Origin of the sequence: Streptomyces sp. NPDC050504, from assembly GCF_044458065.1 — a bacterium.
Lineage (GTDB): Bacteria > Actinomycetota > Actinomycetes > Streptomycetales > Streptomycetaceae > Streptomyces.
Window position 1 is genome coordinate 564,604 of record NZ_JBITHO010000001.1, and the last position, 20,490, is coordinate 585,093.

General features: G+C 73.0%; 18 protein-coding genes. 9 read left to right on the plus strand and 9 right to left on the minus strand.

All coding sequences use genetic code 11. The features are described 5' to 3' along the window. Positions 1 to 24: 24 nt before the first annotated feature. Entirely contained in the window at positions 25 to 903 is an 879-nt protein-coding gene (locus tag ACIBNE_RS02415) for a polysaccharide deacetylase family protein (protein ID WP_399268602.1), read from the plus strand. 39 nt (positions 904 to 942) lie between these two features. On the opposite strand, the gene ACIBNE_RS02420 is transcribed toward ACIBNE_RS02415, so the two are convergent. Continuing rightward, positions 943 to 1,614 (minus strand): class F sortase, encoded by a 672-nt coding sequence (locus ACIBNE_RS02420; protein ID WP_399268604.1) that lies wholly within the window; start codon positions 1,612 to 1,614, stop codon positions 943 to 945. Between the two features lie 335 nt (positions 1,615 to 1,949). Between ACIBNE_RS02420 and ACIBNE_RS02425 the strand changes: the two genes are divergently transcribed. Then, positions 1,950 to 2,435, plus strand: coding sequence for a hypothetical protein (locus ACIBNE_RS02425; protein ID WP_399268606.1), 486 nt, complete (start codon positions 1,950 to 1,952; stop codon positions 2,433 to 2,435). Positions 2,436 to 2,528: 93 nt separating this feature from the next. Here the strand turns inward: ACIBNE_RS02425 and ACIBNE_RS02430 are convergent, their stop codons facing one another. Next, positions 2,529 to 3,056, minus strand: coding sequence for a hypothetical protein (locus tag ACIBNE_RS02430; protein ID WP_399268608.1), 528 nt, complete (start codon positions 3,054 to 3,056; stop codon positions 2,529 to 2,531). Between the two features lie 217 nt (positions 3,057 to 3,273). Beyond that, positions 3,274 to 4,596: an alpha/beta hydrolase gene (locus tag ACIBNE_RS02435; RefSeq protein WP_399268610.1), complete on the minus strand. Its 1,323-nt coding sequence runs from the start codon at positions 4,594 to 4,596 to the stop codon at positions 3,274 to 3,276. Between the two features lie 145 nt (positions 4,597 to 4,741). Between ACIBNE_RS02435 and ACIBNE_RS02440 the strand changes: the two genes are divergently transcribed. Then, a complete protein-coding gene (locus ACIBNE_RS02440) occupies positions 4,742 to 5,671 on the plus strand; it encodes an N-acetylmuramoyl-L-alanine amidase (protein ID WP_399268612.1) in 930 nt (309 codons plus the stop codon). Positions 5,672 to 5,695: 24 nt separating this feature from the next. Here the strand turns inward: ACIBNE_RS02440 and ACIBNE_RS02445 are convergent, their stop codons facing one another. Continuing rightward, positions 5,696 to 6,460 carry a hypothetical protein gene (locus ACIBNE_RS02445; RefSeq protein WP_399268614.1) on the minus strand — a complete coding sequence of 255 codons (765 nt, stop codon included), beginning with the start codon at positions 6,458 to 6,460 and terminating at the stop codon, positions 5,696 to 5,698. A gap of 28 nt (positions 6,461 to 6,488) precedes the next feature. After that, on the minus strand, positions 6,489 to 7,112 hold the full coding sequence (locus ACIBNE_RS02450) for a hypothetical protein (protein ID WP_399268616.1): 624 nt from the start codon (positions 7,110 to 7,112) through the stop codon (positions 6,489 to 6,491). 218 nt (positions 7,113 to 7,330) lie between these two features. On the opposite strand from ACIBNE_RS02450, the gene ACIBNE_RS02455 reads away from it, so the two are divergent. From ACIBNE_RS02455 to ACIBNE_RS02465, 3 genes are all read left to right on the plus strand, one after another. Continuing rightward, positions 7,331 to 8,287 (plus strand): SCO0930 family lipoprotein, encoded by a 957-nt coding sequence (locus ACIBNE_RS02455; protein ID WP_399268618.1) that lies wholly within the window; start codon positions 7,331 to 7,333, stop codon positions 8,285 to 8,287. Between the two features lie 224 nt (positions 8,288 to 8,511). Beyond that, on the plus strand, positions 8,512 to 9,324 hold the full coding sequence (locus tag ACIBNE_RS02460) for an SAM-dependent methyltransferase (RefSeq protein ID WP_399268620.1): 813 nt from the start codon (positions 8,512 to 8,514) through the stop codon (positions 9,322 to 9,324). Continuing rightward, positions 9,321 to 11,513, plus strand: a complete 2,193-nt coding sequence (locus ACIBNE_RS02465) for a putative bifunctional diguanylate cyclase/phosphodiesterase (RefSeq protein ID WP_399268622.1) — start codon at positions 9,321 to 9,323, stop codon at positions 11,511 to 11,513. The genes ACIBNE_RS02460 and ACIBNE_RS02465 overlap by 4 nt, the downstream gene beginning before the upstream one ends. A 21-nt stretch (positions 11,514 to 11,534) precedes the next feature. Here ACIBNE_RS02465 and ACIBNE_RS02470 read toward each other — a convergent pair whose 3' ends face one another. Then, positions 11,535 to 12,419: a LysR family transcriptional regulator gene (locus ACIBNE_RS02470; RefSeq protein WP_399268624.1), complete on the minus strand. Its 885-nt coding sequence runs from the start codon at positions 12,417 to 12,419 to the stop codon at positions 11,535 to 11,537. Between the two features lie 93 nt (positions 12,420 to 12,512). Here ACIBNE_RS02470 and ACIBNE_RS02475 point away from each other — a divergent pair, with 93 nt between their 5' ends. The 3 genes from ACIBNE_RS02475 to ACIBNE_RS02485 are packed head-to-tail and all read left to right on the plus strand — an operon-like array spanning position 12,513 to position 15,956. Then, the gene (locus ACIBNE_RS02475; RefSeq protein ID WP_399268626.1) at positions 12,513 to 13,256 is read left to right on the plus strand and encodes a succinate dehydrogenase cytochrome b subunit; all 744 of its coding nucleotides are present in this window, start codon (positions 12,513 to 12,515) and stop codon (positions 13,254 to 13,256) included. A 1-nt stretch (position 13,257) separates the two neighbouring features. Further along, positions 13,258 to 15,204: a fumarate reductase/succinate dehydrogenase flavoprotein subunit gene (locus ACIBNE_RS02480; RefSeq protein ID WP_399268628.1), complete on the plus strand. Its 1,947-nt coding sequence runs from the start codon at positions 13,258 to 13,260 to the stop codon at positions 15,202 to 15,204. Then, positions 15,201 to 15,956, plus strand: coding sequence for a succinate dehydrogenase/fumarate reductase iron-sulfur subunit (locus ACIBNE_RS02485; RefSeq protein ID WP_399268631.1), 756 nt, complete (start codon positions 15,201 to 15,203; stop codon positions 15,954 to 15,956). The genes ACIBNE_RS02480 and ACIBNE_RS02485 overlap by 4 nt, the downstream gene beginning before the upstream one ends. Before the next feature lie 83 nt (positions 15,957 to 16,039). On the opposite strand, the gene ACIBNE_RS02490 is transcribed toward ACIBNE_RS02485, so the two are convergent. The 3 genes from ACIBNE_RS02490 to ACIBNE_RS02500 all read right to left on the minus strand — a co-directional run bounded on the left by ACIBNE_RS02490 (position 16,040) and on the right by ACIBNE_RS02500 (position 20,448). Further along, the gene (locus ACIBNE_RS02490; RefSeq protein ID WP_399268633.1) at positions 16,040 to 16,735 is read right to left on the minus strand and encodes a hypothetical protein; all 696 of its coding nucleotides are present in this window, start codon (positions 16,733 to 16,735) and stop codon (positions 16,040 to 16,042) included. A 200-nt stretch (positions 16,736 to 16,935) separates the two neighbouring features. Continuing rightward, complete coding sequence (locus tag ACIBNE_RS02495; RefSeq protein WP_399268635.1) at positions 16,936 to 19,281, minus strand: ATP-binding cassette domain-containing protein; 2,346 nt, start codon at positions 19,279 to 19,281, stop codon at positions 16,936 to 16,938. 150 nt (positions 19,282 to 19,431) lie between these two features. Further along, entirely contained in the window at positions 19,432 to 20,448 is a 1,017-nt protein-coding gene (locus tag ACIBNE_RS02500; RefSeq protein WP_399268638.1) for an MsnO8 family LLM class oxidoreductase, read from the minus strand. Between the last annotated feature and the right edge of the window lie 42 nt (positions 20,449 to 20,490).

Consider the following 20,490-nt stretch of genomic DNA (forward strand, 5'->3'; position numbering starts at 1 on the left):
CTATTGATCATGCAAAACGATCAGATGACTCCACGGGGGGCGGGCCGGGACCGGAGCCGCCGAAGACTCCTGAGGCTCGCCGCCTGCCTGGGCGCGGCCGTCACCGTACGGATGGCCGCCGCCGACCCCGCGGCCACCCCGCCCTTCAGCGCCTCGGGAGCCGCGGGACAGCCGGGCACCGGCAGCGCGCCGGGTCCCGCCGCGGGCCCCGGCGCCGTCGCCGCCCGGCCGGGCTCGTCCGCCTACCGGCTCCGGCCGATGACCGCCGACGCGCCGCCCGGCCACCGCCCGGCCCCGCCCCCGGTGCGCACCAGGCCGCTGCTGGCCCTGCCCGAACTCGGCCGGTCCATGGTGCTCACCTTCGACGACGGACCCGACCCCCGCTACACCCCCGCCATCCTGCGCACCCTGCGCCGCCACGACGTGCGCGCCATGTTCTTCGTCTGCGGCGAGATGGCCGTGGACAACCGCGACCTGCTGCGCGAGATGGCCGACGACGGGCACGTCGTCGGCAACCACTCCTGGTCCCACCCGCTGATCCCGCGCCTGCGCCCGTCCCGCATCCGCGACGAACTCGGCCGCACCAGCGACGTGGTGGAGCGCACGCTGGGCGACCCGCCGCTGTGGTACCGGGCCCCGTACGGCGCCTGGAACCGCGCCTCCTTCGAGATCGGCGCCGAACTGGGCATGGAGCCGTTGGCGTGGACCGTCGACACGCTCGACTGGAAGGAGCCGGGCACCGGCACCATCGTGCGGCGCGTGCTCGGCGGGGCGGGGCCCGGGGTCGTCGTCCTGTCGCACGACGCGGGCGGCGACCGCTCGCAGAGCGTGGCCGCGCTGGAGACGTACCTGCCGGGACTGCTGGACGAGGGCCACCGCATCGCGGTGCCGTTCCGGCGCTGACCTGCGGCCGCCGCCCGGCTCCCGGGCCCGGCCGCGGGCTCAGCGGGTGGCGACCAGCCGGGCGAAGACCACCACGTTGCCGTCGTAGCCGTCCGCCTTGGAGTAGCCGCCGCCGCAGGTGATCACCCGCAGCTCCGGGCGGCCGGTGTCGCCGTACACCCGGGGGCCGGGGAAGTCCTCCTTGCCGAAGACCTCCACCCCGTACACCTCGAAGACGGCCGTCCTGCCGTCGCGCCGCTCCACCTCCACGTGCTGCCCCTTCTTCAGGGAGCCCAGGCCGTAGAAGACGGCGGGGCCCGCCGCGTTGTCGACGTGGCCGACCACCACCGCGGTGCCCCGCTGCCCCGGCGCGATGCCGTTCTGGTACCAGCCCGCCAGGTCGGGGTTCCCGGGCGGCGGCGCCTCGATCCAGCCGTCCGGGTCGAGCCCCACGTCCACGACCGGCGCGTCCACGTCGATCGCCCCGATCCGCACGCGGGACACGGGCGAGTACGGCAGCGGGGCGAGCGGGGCGGCCCTGCCCGCGGCCGTGCGGCCGTCGCCCCGGGAGTCCAGCGCGTTGGCGGCGACCGGCTGCGGGGGGCCCGCCGGGTCGTCCACGCCGTTGCGCATCATGGCGAGGCCGGTCAGCAGCACGAGGGCGAGCGCCCCCCACGGCTGACGCCTCGTCAGTCTGATGCGGTCGGGGTCCTGGCTGGGGATTCTCCTCATGTCGCGCACGCTTGGAACGCTAAGCGGGGGTGCGGACAGCGGCGATCAGGGGCGGGCGAACGGGTGGCGGCGGCGGGCCGCGGGGACGCCGCGCGGTGCGCTGTCGAGCGGCCGCCGCCCCGATCCGAGTAATCGTCGGACAAAATTTCTGACGGTCCGTGACCTGCGGCTCCGTCAGATCCGGTGGTCCGGCCCGGCGTGTCGGCTCACCGGAGTGGCCCAGTGCCGAAATGCGGCCACGGCGCGGCCCAGTGAGGGTTCGTCATGGGAGGCGTAACCGTCCATTCCGCATCCCGGAGCGCCGCTCCGGGGCGCTTCCCGCTGGAGGTTCAACCATGCGTGCTTCACGCGCCTTCGCGGTGACCGCCGCCGCCTGCGCGGCCGTCGGACTCGCCGCTCCGCTGGCCGGGGCCACGAACGGCCCGAGCAACGTCACCGTCAACCCGTACTCGGTCCACCAGGGCAGCACGATCACGGTCACCGCCCAGGGCTGCGGCCACGGCGGCAAGGTGACGTCCAACGCCTTCTCGCAGGCGGCGCTCTCCACCAACTCCTCCGGGCACTCCACGGCCACCGCGCGCGTCCACGACAACGCGACCCCCGGGCACTACAACCTCGCGGTGCAGTGCAGCGACAACTCCCTCGTCGCCACGCACCAGTTCACCGTCCTGGCGGGCAGCGGCGCGCACGGCGGCCTCGGCGGCTCGATGGAGCCCAGCTCCACCGAGATGGCCGTCGGCGCGGGCCTGGTCGTCCTGGCGGCCGTCGGCGGCGGCGCCTTCGTCCTGCGCCGCCGCCACCTGAGCGGCGGACGGGCCTGACCGGCCGAACCTCCCGGTCGCGCTCCAACGCCCGTCGCCCCGAGTCCTGGCCAGGACCCGGGGCGACGGGCGTTGCGGGGGCGCCGCGCGGATCTAGTGCTGTCTGCCCTCGTTGCGGCGCCGCACCGCGAAGACGACACCGGTCGCCGCGGCGACCACCAGCGCCGTACCGGCCGCCAGCTCGCCCGCGTCCATCCCGCCGACGCTTCCGCCGAGACCGCCGCGCACGGCGAGCGGCGAGGCGGAGGCCGGACTGCGGGTGGCCGGGGCGACGGCCGTCGAACTGGTCGTCGGCGCGGAGCTGCCGCCCGCGACGGTGAGCTGCGCGGTGCTCTTGGTGCCCGAGCAGTCGAACGCCACCGCGTACGCGGCACCCGGCTTGGCGTCCCAGTCGACCGTCACCACCGCGGAGCCGCCCGCGGGGACCGTCGCGGTGTCGAAGATCCCGGACGAGGCCGTCGCGTCCACGGCGCAGCCGGGTGCGCTCAGCGTGACCTTGCCGCCCGCGGCGATCGTGGAGGGGGTGACCACGGCGCCGTCGGCCGCGGTCGCGGCCGGGGCGGTCAGGGCGAGTGCGGCGCAGCCGAGCAGTGCGGCTCCCGTGGTGCGTATCGTGCGCATGGCAGGTCCTCCGGGTCCCCGAGGAGCAGCTGCGGAACCGGTTTCCGCACCTTTCCGTAACCTGCGCCTCGATGCCGGAAACGCTAGGAGCGGCCCCGGCGCCCCGCGATCTCAGTCGGGCGAATGGGGCACCGCTGTCCCCCGCGCGGCCGATCCGCCCGCCCGGCCCGTGTGCCCGGCCCGTGCGCCCGTCCCGCGCCGCCGACCTGACGGGGCGCTACTCGATCAGGCCCTGCTGCCTGGCGACCCAGGGGAGCTGGGACTTCAGCGCCTCGCGCCACACCTGCCAGCTGTGCCCGCCCGCCACGACGACGATCTCGGCCTTCATGCCCGCCCGCAGCGCGGCCCGGTGGACCTTCTCCTGCTGGGGCCCGTACACGTCGTCGTCCTCGCCGTACACGAAGAGGCCGGCGGTGTCGGGGAAGCGGGTGCGGGCCAGCACGTCCAGCGGGTTGACCTTCGCGAACGCCGCCCCGTCGCCGCCGAACGCCGCGTCCAGGGTCTTCTCCCTGCTGCCCAGGGTCGGCGCGTCCTGGCCCGACATGTCCAGGAAGGAGCCGAACCGGCCCGGCGCGTTGACCGCGAGCTGGAGCGCGCACGTGCCGCCGGCTGAGAGCCCGGCGACCGTCCAGGAGGTGCGGTCCCGCGCGACCTGGAGGCGCCCGGAGATCCACCGGGGGACGTCGTCCGCCAGGTAGGTCTGGGCCCTGCCCAGCCGGGAGTCCACGCAGAGCGGATTCTTGAAGGAGGAGCCGCCGAGCGGGTCGACCGCCACCACGACCGGCGCGAGGCCCCGGTGCCGGGCGGCGAACGCGTCCAGCGTGCGCGGCAGCTGTCCGGCCGTCACCCAGTCCTCCGGCGCGCCCGGCTGGCCGGCCATCAGCATCAGCACGGGCAGCGGGGGCCGGGGCGTGGTGCGGTAGGCGGGCGGCAGGTAGACGTACGCGTCCCTCGACGCCATCTTCGAGCGGGCGCCGGGGATCCGGACGCTCGACAGGGTCCCCCGCGCGGGCATGTCCCCGGGCGGCCGCCACACCTCGTACAGCTTCCTGCCCGGCGGCACGTCGAGGAGCGGCTCGGGCCTGCCCGCGGCCTCGGCCAGCGGCACCGTCTCCTGCGGCACCAGCAGGGTGCGTACGGTCGGGTACTGCTCGAAGTGGAGGTTGACCTGGGAGAGGCCGAACACCACCACCAGCGCCCCGGCGAGCAGCGCGCCCGCCCGGCCGCGCCACCGCAGCGGCGGCAGCCGCAGGAGCGCGAGGCACGGGCCGAGGATCGCGACCCCGAGCCAGGCCACCACCTCGGTCGGCAGGTCGTCGGCGAAGGGCTGCCACCAGTCGTCGACGACCGCCCGCAGCAGCAGCGTCAGCAGCCCCGCGACGGCCACGGCGGCGGGCAGCCGCCGCGTCCACCAGCGGCGGTCGCGGGAGAAGAGGAGCGCGGCGAGCGCACCGAGCCCGACCAGCCGCACGACGAGCGGGACCGGCCCGCCGATCAGCGACCAGTCGAGCGGCCCCCCGGCCAACGACACCAGCTCCACGGAGGCACCCACCTTCGGAACGACGCTTGCGAGGCCGACCGTAGCAAAAGCCGTTAATCGGTCAAATCGAAATTACGCAATTCCCTGGTGCGCGCCCTGAAACAAGAGGAGCCTCAAGTACCAGGACATCGGAAAAGGGGGCCGCATGGCTTGGTACCCGGACGCCAAGAAGATGGAGCTTCAGCCGGAGTCGGACGCCCAGTCCGCCATCCGCCCGACCCAGTTCATCCTGCACAGCATCGCCGCGCCCTGGACGAAGGAGCGGATCTACGAGTACTGGCGGGACTCGACCAACCTCGAATCGCACTTCGGCCAGTCCTACGACGGGTCGATCGCCCAGTTCATCGGCACCCAGACCAGGGCCGACGCGAACTTCCTGGCCAACAGGCGCCCGGACGGCACCGGCGCGGTCTCCATCGAGACCGCGTCCAACCTCCACCACACCGACCCGTGGACCCCCGAGCAGGTGGAGGGGCTGATCAGGCTCGGGCTCTGGCTGCACCGCACCCACGACATCCCGCTGCGGATCTGCCGCGCCGACGACGACCCGGGATTCGGCTACCACCGACTGCACGCGGCGTGGTCCGACGGCGGGACGGCGTGCCCGGGGGACGCACGCGTCAAACAGTTCAGGGAGACGGTCTTCCCCCAGATCGCCGCCCGCGCCAAGGGACAGAAACCGCCCGAGGAGGAACCAGTGCCGCAGATGCTCCACGAGTCCAACGCCACCGACGTCCAGCTCACCTCGGGCAAATGGACGGCGCTGGCCTTCACCGACGCCGTGCTCCACAAGGGGCCGCGCCGCCACCACACGGTCGTCCACCTCCTGCTGGACGAGCGGACCCACCCGGAAACGGTCGTGGTGGGCCGCTTCTACCTCACCGACAGCGCGGGCCAGAACCCCTCCGCGTACCTGCCGACGCGCTCGACCGGCGGCAGCGGGCACCAGTTCCACTGCGCGGCGGACGTCCCCGCACAGCGCCAGCTGCGCTTCGAGGTCTGCGCCACGTCACCGCAGGGGACGCCCGTGAAGCTGGTGCACCGCGTGGCGTCGGGCCCGCACTGGGAGCTGTGACCCGACGCCGCGACCACCGGTCCCTCAGTCCATGATCTGCGGGAAGAGGGTGGTGAACGGGGAGGACGTCGCCGAGATGCCGCGGCTGAACGGCGCGTCGAAGTCCCAGATCAGGAAGAGGAGGAAGGCGATCAGGGCGCTGTAGAGCCCGGCCAGCAGCAGCTCGCGGCCGGTGCGCCTGATCTGGAGCGTGAAGATCAGGCCGACGGCCACGGCGCCCCCGACGAGCAGTCCGAACCACACCACGCCCGGCATCGTGGCGCCCGCTCCCTCGCCGCGGGCGCCACGCGCGTCGTCGGCGATCGCGACCTGGTCCATGAGCGGCTGGTAGGCCTGCGCCTCGTAGTCGTTGGCCGGGCGGTAGTCGCGGACGTCCTTGCGGACCTGGGCCAGCAGCTCGGTGCCCTTGTCGGTGAGCTCGCTGTGGTCCGACATGTACTGCCACTCGGTGTGCACGACGTGGCTGACGTAGGCGTCGACGTCGTCGCTGATCTTCTTGTGGACGGCGGGCGGGTAGACGGCCGAGCGCTCGGTCACCTCGTGCAGCGCCTGCGCCTCGGCGCGCACGGTGTCGCCCGCCGCGCTGCGGGCCTCCCAGACGCCCGCGATGGCGAGGCCGAGGACGATCGCGTACACCACGCCGATCATCATCGTCATGTACTCGATCACATCGGGGGTCTCCTCGGGGTTGTCGTCCTCGCCGACCCGGCGCTGGTTGATGATGGTGATGGCGAGGACGACCGCGCAGGCCGCGGCCATCGCCAGGGACAGTACGAGCCATTCCGACATGAACATCTCTCCTGGAATCTCCGCCGGATCAGCGGGAGGAACGGGGGCGCAGTACGGCGGCGGCCAGTACGGCGGGTGCCATCACCATCAACGTGACGTGCAGGACGGACGGGCCGTCGGCCGGCTTGCGCCGGGCGGCCGCGCGGTAGGCGGGGTACGCGACGGGCGCGGCCGAGGCGCGCGGCGGCGCGGGCGCGCCGGGCGGTGGGGACGGTGCGGGTGGCGCGGGCGGTGCGGGCGGTGCGGGAGCGGGCGACGGCGGTACGGGCCTGGGCGGCCTGGGCGTCGCGGGCGGTTCGGCCTTCGGCGGCGCCGGGGCCGGTCGGGGCGGTGCGGGCGCCGGGCGCTCGGGCGGCGGCGCGGGAGCGGAGGGCGGCGCGGGGCGCGGGGGCGGGCCGGGCGCGGGCGGCGCGGGCCGCCCGGTCGGCGGTTTGGGGGTGGGCTTCGGGGGCTTCGTGGGTTTCGGCGGCTTGGTGGGCTTCGGCTTGCAGTCGCCCGCCACGGCTGTGCCCGAACCCGTGGAGGCGACCGCGCAGCTGTCGGCGGAGACCGGAGCGGGCAGGGCGAGCAGCCAGACGAGCGCGAGGGCGGACAGGGTCCGCGCGACGGCCGATCCGGGAATGCGCGATGCGCAGGCGAATGATCCAGACACGCCGAGGAGCATGATCCTCTTCCCCTGCCGGTGTGCGGGGAAACGCGAAAAGTTCCTCATATCGAGCGAGACTGCGTGACCATCCGTTTGGCGGGGCCGGGAGCGTTTTCGAAACGCGGCGGCGCAGCGTTGAACGCACGGGCGCGTCCCTTACGTACTCATGGCCGGGAGCGGAGCCGGTTCAGGCTCCAACTGGCGTACGAACAAGGGGAGTTGACATGAGGATCAAGCGTGGCGCACCGCTCGCGGCGACCGCGGCGACCGCGGCGGCCCTGCTGGCCCTGACGACGGCGTGCGGGCAGGAGGACGGCTCGGGCAAGGACGGCGGGGCGGCGAAGGCCGCGGGCGCGGGGAACGCGCGCCCCGCCGCGGGCGGCTACGGCAGCGACGACGGGTACGGGAGCGGGAGCGGAGCGGCTCCGCTCAAGGCCGCGGGTGCGCTCGCCGTGCGCGAGGATCCGAAGCTCGGCCGGTTCCTCACCGACAGCGCGGGCTTCACCCTCTACCGCTTCGACAAGGACACGGCCGAGCCCTCGGCCTCCAACTGCACGGGCGACTGCCTCAAGGCGTGGCCTGCGGCGGCCGCCGAAGGCGCGGTCGCCCCGGCCGGAACGAACGCTTCCGCCTTCGGCTCCCTCAACCGTCCCGAAGGCGCGCAACTGACCGTCGGCGGCTGGCCGGTGTACCGCTTCGCCAAGGACGCGGCGCCCGGTGACACCAAGGGCCAGGGCGTGGGCGGCACCTGGTTCGCCGTGGCCCCCGACGGCAAGAAGGCCGCGCCCGGCGGTGCGGGCGGCGCGGGAGAGGCGGACCGGCCGGGACTCTCCGTACGCAAGGACCCCCGTCTCGGTGAGATCGTGGTGAACTCCGAAGGAATGACCGTCTACCGGTTCAAGAAGGATTCCGCGTGGCCCATGAAGTCCGCGTGCACGGGGGAGTGCCTGAAGAAGTGGCCGGTGGTCGAACCCGTCGCGAAGAATGACACCAAGGGCATTACGCGTAAGGGATATGTGGTCTTCGACCGCCCGGACGGGATCAAGCAGCAGACCGTCGACTGCTGGCCGCTCTACACCTTCTCGGGGGACGCGGCGCCCGGTGACACCAAGGGCCAGGGCGTGGGCGGCACCTGGTTCGCCGTGGCCCCCGACGGCAAGCTCGTCGGTGCGCCCAAGTAGCCCCCGTACGACCCCAGTCGGGAGCCCCGCACGGCCCGCCGCTACCCTTCATGCGGAGTGGCGGGCCGTCCATGCCTGCGGTGTGTGACGAATAACGGATCGCGAATTTCCGTTTCCGCTCGCTCTCCTGCCGGACGATCAGTAGCCTCGGCTCGGACACCGGCCATGGACAAGGGGACATGGCCACGACCGCACATCGCCGTGGCGAGTAGTTGGAGACATTGATGGAGCGTCCCGCCTGGGCACCTCAGGGCATCGACATTTCGGTGCCGAGCGTGTCTCGAATGTACGACTACTACCTGGGCGGTTCGCACAATTTCGAGGTGGACAGGGAAGCCGCCCGCAAGGCAATGGAGTTCATGCCGGGACTCCCCAAGATCATGCAGGCGAACCGGGCCTTCATGCGCCGCGCCGTGCACCACGCGATCGGCGAGGGCGTCACGCAGTTCCTCGACATCGGCTCCGGCATCCCCACCTTCGGCAACGTCCACGAAGTGGCGCAGCGCGCGGACCCCGGGGCCAAGGTCGCCTACGTCGACCACGACTCGGTCGCCGTCGCCCACAGCCGCGCGGTCCTGGAGGACAACGACCGCGCGGTCATCGCCCCCGCCGACCTCCGCAAGCCCCAGGAGATCCTGAACAGCCCGGAGGTCGCGGGACTGCTGGACCTCGACCGGCCGGTCGCCCTGCTCCTCGTCGCCGTCCTGCACTTCCTGGAGGACTCCGACGACCCCTACGGCGCGGTCGCCGAACTGCGCGACGCCCTCGCGCCGGGCAGCCTGATCGTCATCACCCACGCCTCCTACGAGGGCGTGCCGCTCACCGAGGAGCGGGCCGGCGGCGCCGTCGGCGTCTACCAGAAGATCAAGAACCCGCTGGTGATGCGGACCCGCGAAGAGGTCACCGCCTTCTTCGACGGCTACGAGCTGCTGGAGCCGGGCCTGGTGGCGATGCCCGACTGGCGGCCCGAGGACCCGATGGTCCTGGAGGATCCGTACGCCTATTCGGGCTTCGCGGGAGTGGGTCGCAAGCCTTGAGCATCCCCGCACAGCCGACGGGCACCGAGGGGCAGCCGGACAGCTCCGAGGACCGGCTCAGACGGTTCGCCACCATCTGGAGCCGGGCGATCTTCCCCTCGACGACGACCTCGATGACCAGGCCCGAGCTGGAGAGCCACCTCCTGCCGCTGGCCAGGCGGTTGAGCGACGCCCTGCACGCCAGGCCGTTCGACGCGGCGCCCGCCCAGCAGGTCGGCGCCGAGCTGATCGCCGCCCACTGCACCGACCCCGAGGTCCTCAGCCGCTCGCTCGGCGTCGTCGACTCCTACCTGGTCCTGTACTGCGGCGACGCCGGTACGGCCGACGGGTCCGAGCTGCCCGCCGACGAGATCCGCGCCCGCTGCTCCCGGCTCCAGCACGCGCTGGCCGCCGGGTTCGCCCAGGCGCTGCGCGAGCGGACGCTGTCCGAGCAGGAGGCCATCGCCCGCTCGGCGCTCGCCGCCCGCACGGACGCCGAGCTCGCCCTGCACGCCACCGAGGCGCGCTTCAGGGCGGTCTTCGAGGGCGCCGCCGTCGGCATCGGCATCGCCGACCTCGAAGGCAACATCCTGGAGGTCAACGGCGCCCTCACCAAGATGTTCGGCGGCCTGGAGAACCACGTCCGCAGCCGCAAGGTGCACGCCTGGGTGCACCCCGAGGACGGGCCGCACGTCTGGCGGCTCCACGACGAGCTGGTCCGCGGCGAGCGCGACGACTTCCGCACCGAGAAGGCGTTCTACCGCAACGACGGCACCGTCCTGTGGACCAACCTCACGGTCTCGCTGCTGCGCGACGCCGAGGGCAGGCCCCAGTACCAGCTGGCGCTCATGGAGGACACCACCGAGCGCAGGCTGCTCAACCTGCGGCTGCGCTACGAGGCCACCCACGACGCGCTCACCGGGCTGCCCAACCGCACGCTGTTCTTCGAGCGCCTGGAGAAGGCGCTCAGCGCGGGCGACGGCATGCGCTTCGGCCTGTGCTACCTGGACCTCGACGGCTTCAAGGCGATCAACGACAGCCTCGGCCACTCCGCGGGCGACCGGCTGCTCGTCGAGGTCGCCGACCGGCTGCAGAGCTGCGCCACCGCGCCCGGCGAGATGGTCGCCAGGCTCGGCGGCGACGAGTTCGTGGCGCTGACGACCGGGACCGACACCCAGTCCGAGGTGGACGAGCTGGCCTCGCGCATCCTGCACGCGCTGGCCACCCCGATCCGGCTCGACGGCCGCGAGCTGACCGTGCGCGGCAGCGTCGGCATCGTGGAGGGCCCCGCGGGCGGCGAGCGCAGCCCGGCGGAGGTGCTGCGCAGCGCCGACATCACGATGTACCGGGCGAAGAACGCCGGCGGCAACCGCTTCGAGCTGGCCGACCCGGAGGCCGACGCGCGCGTCATCACCCGGCACGGTCTGACCAACGCGCTCCCGGCCGCCCTGGAGCGCGGCGAGTTCTTCATCGAGTACCAGCCGCTGGTGCACCTGGGCGACGGCAGCGTGCACGGCGCCGAGGCGCTGGTGCGCTGGTCGCACCCGCAGCACGGGGTGCTCGGCCCCGACCGGTTCATTCCGCTCGCCGAGCACACCGGGCTGATCGTGCCGCTGGGCCGCTGGGTCCTGGACGAGGCCGTGCGCCAGGCGCGCTGCTGGCAGCAGCAGACCGCCCGGCACAGCGACGGCGGCCCGCTGCGGATCAACGTCAACCTCTCGCCGACCCAGCTGCACCACCCAGGCCTGGTCGCCGACACCGTCGACGTCCTGGAGCGCTGGGGCCTGGAGCCCGGCGCGCTCTGCCTGGAGGTCACCGAGTCCGCGCTGATCGGCGCCGACGAGGGCCTGCTGAAGCCGCTGCGGCAGCTCTCCGAGATGGGCGTGGACATAGCCCTGGACGACTTCGGCACCGGCTACTCCAACCTCGCCAACCTGCGCAGGCTGCCGGTGAGCGTCCTCAAGCTGGACCGCTCGTTCACCCGGGGCATGCAGCAGCACCCGGCCGACCCCGTCGACCTGAAGATCGTCGAGGGCATCGTGGCGCTCGCGCACAGCCTGGAGCTCGCGGTGACGGTGGAGGGCGTGGAGACCGGCGTACAGGCGGAGCAGCTGCGGGAGCTGGGCTGCGACACCGCGCAGGGCTGGTACTACGCGCGGCCCGGCGCCCCGGACCGCATCCACTCCCTGCTGCTGGCGGACGCGGTCTGAACCTCGCGCGGTAGCGGGCTCCTACGGCAGCGGCGTGGCCAGCAGGACGCGCTGGAGCTCGCGCGCCGCGCGCGGCGGCGCCACGTCGCTGCGGTGCGCGAGCGCGATCGTACGGCGCAGGCCCGGCCGCGCGAGCGCGGTGACCCGCAGCTCGCGGCCCGCCTGCGCGGCGACCATGCGGGGCACCACCGCGATGCCGAGCCCCGCCCGGACGAAGCCGAGCACCGCGTCCATCTCGCCGCCCTCCACCGTGAACGACGGCTCGAACCCCTCGGCGCGGCACGCGGCGACCGTCAGTTCCCGCAGGTCGTAGCCGTGCCGGAACATCACGAGCGGCTGGTCCCGCAGGTCGGCGATGCGCACCGGGCGGCGCGGCGCGGCCGCGGCGGCCGACGACACCACCACCAGGTCCTCGTGCAGCAGCTCGCGCGTGGTCAGCGCGGGGGAGGGGGTGGGCAGCGGCAGCACCACCAGCGCCAGGTCGAGCGCGCCGCGCGCCAGCTGGCGCACGAGGTCGTGCGAGCCGCCCTCCTCGATCAGCAGCTGGATGCCCGGGTGCAGGTCGTGGAACGTGCGCAGCACGCCGGGCAGCAGGCCCGTGCACAGGCTCGGCGTCGCGCCGAGCCTGACCCGGCCGCGCCGCAGCTGGACCAGCTCCTGGACCTCGCGGCGCGCGGTGTCCGTGTCGGCGAGGATGCGCCGCGCGAGCGGCAGCAGGGCCTCGCCCGCGTCGGTCAGCGAGATGTTGCCCCGGGCGCGCACGAACAGCTCGGCGCCCAGCTCCTTCTCCAGTGCCTTGATCTGCTGGGAGAGCGAGGGCTGGGCCACGTGCATGTGCTCGGCGGCCCTGGTGAAGTGCTGGGTCTCAGCGACCGAGACAAAATAAGCGAGCTGCTGGAACTGCATGAGCCCACGATAAGGGATGATAGGCAGAGGCTATGGAAATGAGCTGCATCATCTCTTGGACCGATGAGGGGGCTGAGCCCTAGCGTCTGCGCCATGGCTCTGGCAACGGATCGGCGGACCGACCGACAACCCCCCAAACCGCGGCGTCCCGCCCGCAGGACGCCGCGCGTGGTGCTGTTCTGGCGCTCCACCATCGGCAAGAAGACGGTGATGGCCGTCAGCGGTCTGGCGATGCTCGGCTTCCTCGTCGCCCACATGCTCGGCAACCTCAAGATCTTCTTCGGGGCGGGCGAGTTCAACGAGTACGCGCACTGGCTGCGGACCATCGGCGACCCCCTGCTGCACTACGAGTGGGCGCTGTGGATCCTGCGGCTGGGGCTCGTCGCCGCCGTCCTGGCGCACGGCGTCGCCGCGTACCAGCTCAGCAAGCTGGACCGCGGCGCCAGGCCCACCGCCTACCGCCACAAGCGGCGGCGCGCGAGCTACGCCACGCACACCATGCGCTGGGGCGGGGTGATCCTGGCCCTGTTCATCGTCTGGCACATCCTCGACCTGACCACGGGCACCGTCCACCCGGACGGCTTCGAGCACGGCCGCCCGTACCAGAACATCGTGGACACCTTCTCCACCTGGTACGGCAACACGATCTACATCGTGGCGATGCTCGCCGTCGGCCTGCACGTCCGGCACGGCTTCTGGAGCGCCGCGCAGACCCTGGGCGTCGGCAACGCCCGCCGCGAACTGGTGCTGAAGGTCCTGGCGAACGGCCTCGCGCTGCTGCTGACCGCGGGCTTCCTCGCGGTGCCCGTCGCCGTCATGACCGGATTGGTGGACTGAAGTGAGCTACGAGGACTACGCGACCGGCGCACCGGTCGTCGACACCAAGGCGCCGGACGGGCCGATCGCCGAGCGCTGGGACAGGCGCCGCTTCGAGGCGAAGCTGGTCAACCCGGCCAACCGGCGCAAGCACACCGTCATCGTGGTCGGTACGGGGCTCGCCGGCGGCTCGGCCGGCGCGACCCTCGCCGAACAGGGTTACCACGTCGTGCAGTTCTGCTTCTCCGACTCCCCGCGCCGCGCCCACTCCATCGCCGCGCAGGGCGGCATCAACGCCGCGAAGAACTACCGCAACGACGGCGACTCGGTGCACCGCCTCTTCTACGACACCGTCAAGGGCGGCGACTTCCGCGCCCGCGAGTCCAACGTCCACCGCCTCGCGCAGATCTCCGTGGAGATCATCGACCAGTGCGTCGCCCAGGGCGTGCCCTTCGCCCGCGAGTACGGCGGCCTCCTCGACACCCGCTCCTTCGGCGGCGTCCAGGTCTCCCGCACCTTCTACGCGCGCGGCCAGACGGGCCAGCAACTGCTGCTCGGCGCCTACCAGGCGCTGTCGCGGCAGATCGCCGCGGGCAACATCGAGATGCACCCCCGCACCGAGATGCTGGACCTGGTCGTCGTCGACGGCCGGGCCAGGGGCATCGTCGCCCGCGACCTGATCACCGGGAAGATCTCCACGTACTTCGCGGACGCGGTGGTGCTGGCGACCGGCGGCTACGGCAACGTCTTCTACCTGTCGACCAACGCCATGAACTCCAACGCCACCGCCGTGTGGCGGGCCCACCGGCGCGGCGCCTACTTCGCCAACCCCTGCTTCACCCAGATCCACCCCACCTGCATCCCGCGCACCGGCGAGCACCAGTCCAAGCTGACGCTGATGAGCGAGTCGCTGCGCAACGACGGCCGCATCTGGGTGCCGAAGGCCAAGGGCGACGACCGGCCCGCGAACGAGATCCCCGAGGACGAGCGCGACTACTACCTGGAGCGCATCTACCCGTCCTTCGGCAACCTCGTCCCGCGCGACATCGCCTCGCGCGCCGCCAAGAACGTCTGCGACGAGGGACGCGGCGTCGGCCCCGGCGGACAGGGCGTCTACCTGGACTTCGCGGACGCCATCGCCCGCATGGGCCGCGCGGCCGTCGAGGCCAAGTACGGCAACCTCTTCGACATGTACGCGCGGATCACCGCCGAGGACCCGTACGAGACGCCCATGCGGATCTACCCCGCCGTGCACTACACCATGGGCGGCCTGTGGGTCGACTACGACCTCCAGACCACGATCCCCGGCCTCTTCGCGATCGGCGAGGCCAACTTCTCCGACCACGGCGCCAACCGCCTCGGCGCCTCCGCGCTGATGCAGGGCCTCGCGGACGGCTACTTCGTCCTGCCGTCCACCATCAACGACTACCTCGCGCGCCATCCGCACAGCGACGAGATCGCCCCCGACCACCCGGCGGTCACCGCCGCGCTCGCCGAGACGACCGACCGCCTGGAGCGGCTGCTCGCCGTCGACGGCGACCGCACCCCCGACTCCTTCCACCGCGAAGTCGGCGAACTGATGTGGGAGTTCTGCGGCATGGGCCGCACGGCCGAAGGGCTGCGCAAGGCCCTGGAGCGGATCCCGCAGATCCGCGAGGAGTTCTGGCGGCGCATCAAGGTGCCCGGCACCGGCGAGCAGTTCAACCAGTCGCTGGAGAAGGCCAACCGGATCGTCGACTACCTGGAGCTCGCCGAGCTGATGTGCCTCGACGCGCTGCACCGCGAGGAGTCCTGCGGCGGTCACTTCCGCGAGGAGTCCCAGACCGAGGACGGCGAGGCGGCGCGGCAGGACGAGCGGTTCTCGTACGCCGCCGCCTGGGAGTTCAGCGACACCGGCGCCGCTCCCGTGCTCCACCGGGAGCAGCTGACCTTCGAATACGTCCACCCCACTCAGCGGAGCTACGCATGAAGCTCACCCTGCGCGTCTGGCGCCAGAAGAACGCGGCCACCGACGGCGGCATGGCGACGTACTACGTCGACGGCATCTCCGAGGACATGTCGTTCCTGGAGATGCTCGACACCCTCAACGAGAAGCTCATCGTGGAGGGCGAGGAGCCGGTCGCCTTCGACCACGACTGCCGCGAGGGCATCTGCGGCGCGTGCAGCCTGGTCATCAACGGCGACGCCCACGGACCCGAGCGCACCACCACCTGCCAGCTCCACATGCGGTCCTTCGAGGACGGCGACACCATCGACGTCGAGCCCTGGCGCGCCGCCGCCTTCCCGGTCGTCAAGGACCTGGTGGTGGACCGCTCCGCCTTCGACCGGATCATCGGCGCGGGCGGCTACATCAGCGCCCCGACCGGCGCGGCGCCGGAGGCGCACGCCACGCCGGTGCCCAAGCCGGACGCCGACTTCGCCTTCGAGCACGCCGAGTGCATCGGCTGCGGGGCCTGCGTGGCGGCCTGCCCCAACGGCTCGGCGATGCTCTTCACCTCGGCGAAGGTCAACCACCTGAACGTGCTGCCGCAGGGCGCGCCCGAGCGCGAGACCCGGGTGCTCGACATGGTGGCGCAGATGGACGACGAGGGCTTCGGCGGCTGCACCCTGACCGGCGAGTGCGCCACGGCCTGCCCGAAGGGGATCCCGCTGCCGTCCATCGCCGCGATGAACAAGGAGTACCTGCGGGCCACCCTCAAGGCGGGGAAGGTCGGCCGCTAGCCGCCGCCCGCCCCTCGGACACCGCACGCGCCCCTCGTCCCCCGTGGGGCGCGTACGGCTGTTCCGGTGGGGACTGTGGTGTGTCAGCCGGTCACGGTGATCTGCTGGGCCGGGTCGGTGACGTCCTTGACCTGGTACTTCGCGGAGAACGTCGCCGTCTGGTTGCCGGTCGGGCAGAAGAAGCCGCCGGTGACGTTCGCGGACACGGGCGCGTTGGTGATGGCCAGCGAGGACGGGGCGCCGTTGGTCCAGGTGCCGTTGACCGCGGACGGGCCCGTGGGCGAGGCCGTGATGGTGCAGCTGGCGAGGCCGCTGGTCTTCAGGACGACGCCGCCCTTGGGGATGGTCAGCCCGGCGGTGACCGGGGAGCCGTGCTGCGCCGATATGGACCAGTTGCCGTTGGTCGCGTTGCTGGTGACCGTGACGCTCACGCCGCCGATGCTGGTCGAACAGCCGCTGAACGTGGGCGGGTTGATGGGGGCCGAGACCGGGCCCGCGGCGTTGTGGTTGCCGGGGGCGGCCGGTATCTGGTTGTTGGCGCCCGTGCTGGGGACGGACGCCGAGACCGTACAGGTCATGGTGGTCGAGCCTGCCGTGAAGACGGCGTTCCCGGTGAGGGTGGCGGAGAAGCGGTGGCCGGCGGGGGTGACCGTGGTCGGGCCCGCAGCGGCCGAGAGCGCGTCGGCGGTGGCCGCACTGGCCAGGGCGAGGCCGAACGAGGCCGCCAGGGCGGCGGCCGAGGTGAGAAGCGCGCGCGGACGGGTGGCGTGGCGTGCCATGGGGATCTCCTCGGGTGAAGGCGAGCGGTGGTGTGGGGGGTGCGAGGAGGTGCGGAGTGACTTGAGAGTAGGACTGGGGTTACCCGGGGGAACAGCGCGCTACGCGCCAGTAATTGACGGACCGTCAGCTTGCTCGCGGGCCGGGTCCTGATACTGATCGTGCGGGGCGCGGCACCACCGGACGCGCCCCCGCGGCCCCCTCAGCCGCGCCCCAGCGCCCGCGCCAAGTAGGGCGACGTGCGCGTTCCCGCCCCGGCCACCTGCTCGGGCGTCCCCTCGGCCACCACCTTGCCGCCCTCGTCGCCGCCGCCGGGCCCGAGGTCGACCACCCAGTCCGCGCCCGCCGCGACCGCCATGTCGTGCTCGACCACCACCACCGTGCTGCCCGCGTCGACCAGCCCGTTCAACTGCCGCACCAGCACCTCGACGTCGGCCGGGTGCAGCCCGGTCGTCGGCTCGTCCAGCACGTACAGCGTGTGGCCGCGCCGGGATCGCTGGAGTTCGCTCGCCAGCTTGATGCGCTGCGCCTCGCCGCCGGACAGCTCGGTCGCGGGCTGCCCGAGCCGCAGGTACCCGAGGCCCACGTCCAGCAGTGCGGCCAGCGCGCGGGCCGCCGCAGGGACGTCCCGGAAGAAGCCGGCCGCCGCCTCGACCGTCAGGTCCAGCACCTCGGCGATGCTCAGCCCCCGGTGGGTGATCTCCAGCGTCTCGGGGTTGTAGCGCGCGCCGTGGCAGTCGGGGCAGGGGGAGTACGTCGTCGGCAGGAACAGCAGCTCCACCGTCACGAACCCCTCGCCCTGGCAGGTCTCGCACCGCCCGCCCGACACGTTGAACGAGAACCGCCCCGCCTTGTACCCCCGCGTCTTCGCCTCATCCGTCGCGGTGAAGATCTTCCGTACGGTGTCGAAGAGCCCGGTGTAGGTCGCGAGGTTGGACCTCGGGGTGCGCCCGATCGGCTTCTGATCGACCGTCACCAGCCGCTCGACGCCCGGCAGTTCCTCGGTGAACGCGCCGACCAGGGTGGACTTCCCCGACCCCGATACGCCCGTCACCGCGGTCAGCGCGCCCAGCGGGAAGCGCGCGCTCACCCCGCGCAGGTTGTGCCGGTCGACCCCGGACAGCTCCAGCCAGCCGGACGGCGCCCTGACCTCCCGTACCGGAGCGGGCCCTTCGGGGAAGAGGAAGCGGCGCGTCGCCGACTCCGGGACGTCCGCGAGCCCCGCGGGCGGGCCGCTGTGCAGCACCCGGCCGCCGTGCTCGCCCGCCAGCGGGCCCACGTCGACGAGCCAGTCCGCCTCCCGCACCACGTCGAGGTGGTGCTCCACCACGAACACCGAGTTGCCCGCGTCCTTGAGCCTGCCCAGCACCTCGATCAGCGCCTCCGTGTCGGCCGGGTGCAGCCCGGCCGACGGCTCGTCCAGCACGTACACCACGCCGAAGAGCCCCGAGCGCAGCTGGGTGGCCAGCCGCAGCCGCTGGAGCTCCCCGGAGGAGAGGCTGGGCGCGGTGCGGTCCAGGCTGAGGTAGCCCAGGCCCAGCTCGGTGACCGTCCCGATGCGGGCCAGCAGGTCGTCGGTGAGCAGCCGCGCGGTCGCGTTCCCGGGCCCGCCCGCCGCGCGCAGCAGCTCCGCGAGGGCCGTCAGCGGCAGCCCGGCAAGCTCGGCGATGGTGCGGCCGCCGAAGGTGACGGCCAGCGACTCGGGGCGCAGCCTGCTGCCGCCGCAGGCGCCGCACGGCTCGGCGTGCAGGAACCGCTCGGCCTTCGCGCGCAGCGCCTGGCTCTTGGAGTCGGCGAAGGTGTGCAGGACGTAGCGGCGCGCGCTGGTGTACATGCCCTGGTACGGGCGGTGGATGCGGCCCGCCTCGCGCACCGGGTGGACCGTGACGACGGGCTGTTCCTCGGTGAAGAGGATCCAGTCCCGGTCCTTCTGCTCCAGCTCGCGCCAGGGCCGGTCCACGTCGTACCCCAGCGCGTCCAGCACGTCGCGGAGGTTCTTGCCCTGCCAGGCGCCCGGCCAGGCGGCGATCGCGCCCTCGCGGATCGACAGCGAGGGGTCGGGGACGAGCAGTTCCTCGCTGGTGCGGTGGACCAGGCCGAGCCCGTGGCAGGACGGGCAGGCGCCCGCGGCCGTGTTGGGCGAGAAGGCGTCGGAGTCCAGCCGCCCGGCGCCCTCGGGGTAGTCGCCCGCCCGCGAGAAGAGCATGCGCAGGGAGTTGGAGAGCGTGGTGACCGTGCCGACGGAGGAGCGGGAGGTGGGCGCCGAGCGGCGCTGTTCGAGCGAGACGGCGGGCGGCAGCCCGGTGATCCCGCCGACCTTCGGCGCCCCGACCTGGTGGATCAGCCTGCGGGCGTAGGGGGCGACGGACTCGAAGTAGCGGCGCTGGGCCTCCGCGTAGAGCGTGCCGAAGGCGAGCGAGGACTTCCCGGAGCCCGAGACGCCGGTGAAGACGGCGAGGGAGTCGCGCGGGATGTCGACGTCGACGCCCTTGAGGTTGTGCTCGCGGGCGTCGCGCACCCGTACGTACGGATCGTGGGGGTGGTGCATCGGGGGCTCCGTACGGTGCGGGGAGGCGGGCGCGGCGGACGAACGGCCGACGAGCGGCCGGTGAGCGGCGGACACGCGGCGGACGAGCGGCGGTCAAACGGTCCGATCCTATGATCCCCGCCGCCCCCGGCCGGGGCACGCCGTGTCCCCTCAGGCCCCGGCGCCCAGCCCCGCGACGCGCGCCAGGCGCTCGTACGACTCCAGCAGCGCCCCGCGCTCGTACGCGCTGGTCGTCACCAGCACCTCGTCCGCGCCGCTCTCCTTGACCAGCCGCTCCAGCTCCTCCGCGACCTGCTCCTGCGTGCCGTACAGCTGGCCGCTCAGCCCCGACTCGTAGAAGCCGCGCTCCTTCCCGCCCATCGCGCCGGACGCCGCCAGCGCCTCGACCCGCTCGGCGGGGGCCAGCGGCGGGAACGCGCCGTGCGTCCGGGACCACGCCGCCGACCAGGCCTCGGAGACCAGCAGCCGCCGCGCCTCCTCCTCGGTGCCGGCGACCGCGACCGTGCCCGAGACGATCACGTAAGGATCGGCCGCCCAGTCGGACGGCCGGAAGTCCGCCCGGTACCGCTCGATCGCGGCCAGCATCTTCTCGCGCCCCCTGATGTCGCCCACGACCAGCGGCAGCCCGGCAGCGGCCGCGATCGCCGCGCCCTCGCCCATCGCCAGTACGTACGGCGGGACGCGCAGCCCCTCCGCGGGCCTGGCGTGCACCTGCCCGCCGCCGGTGAACCAGCCCAGCAGCTCGCGCAGCTGCCCCGCGAAGTCCTCCGCGTCGTGCTTGTCGCGCCCCAGCGCCCTGCGGATCCCGTCCGTGAACCCGACCGAGCGGCCCAGGCCCATGTCGATGCGGCCGGGGAACAGCGATTCCAGCACGCCGAACTGCTCGGCGACCACCAGCGGCTGGTGGTTGGGCAGCATCACGCCGCCCGTGCCGACCCGGATGCGGGAGGTCGCGGCGGCCACGGCAGCGGCGAGGACGGTGGGCGCGGAGCCCGCGACGCCGGGCACCGAGTGGTGCTCCGAGACCCAGAAGCGGTGGTACCCGAGGGCCTCCACGCGCCGGGCCAGCTCGACGGTGTCGCGCAGCGCGGCGGGGCCGTCGTGGCCCTCGCGGATGCGGGAGCGGTCCAGGACGGAGAAGCGGGTCGACGCGAGGTTCGTGCTCACAGTGGTGTCAACGCCCGGGGGCCGCCAGGATTCCCGGCCGCG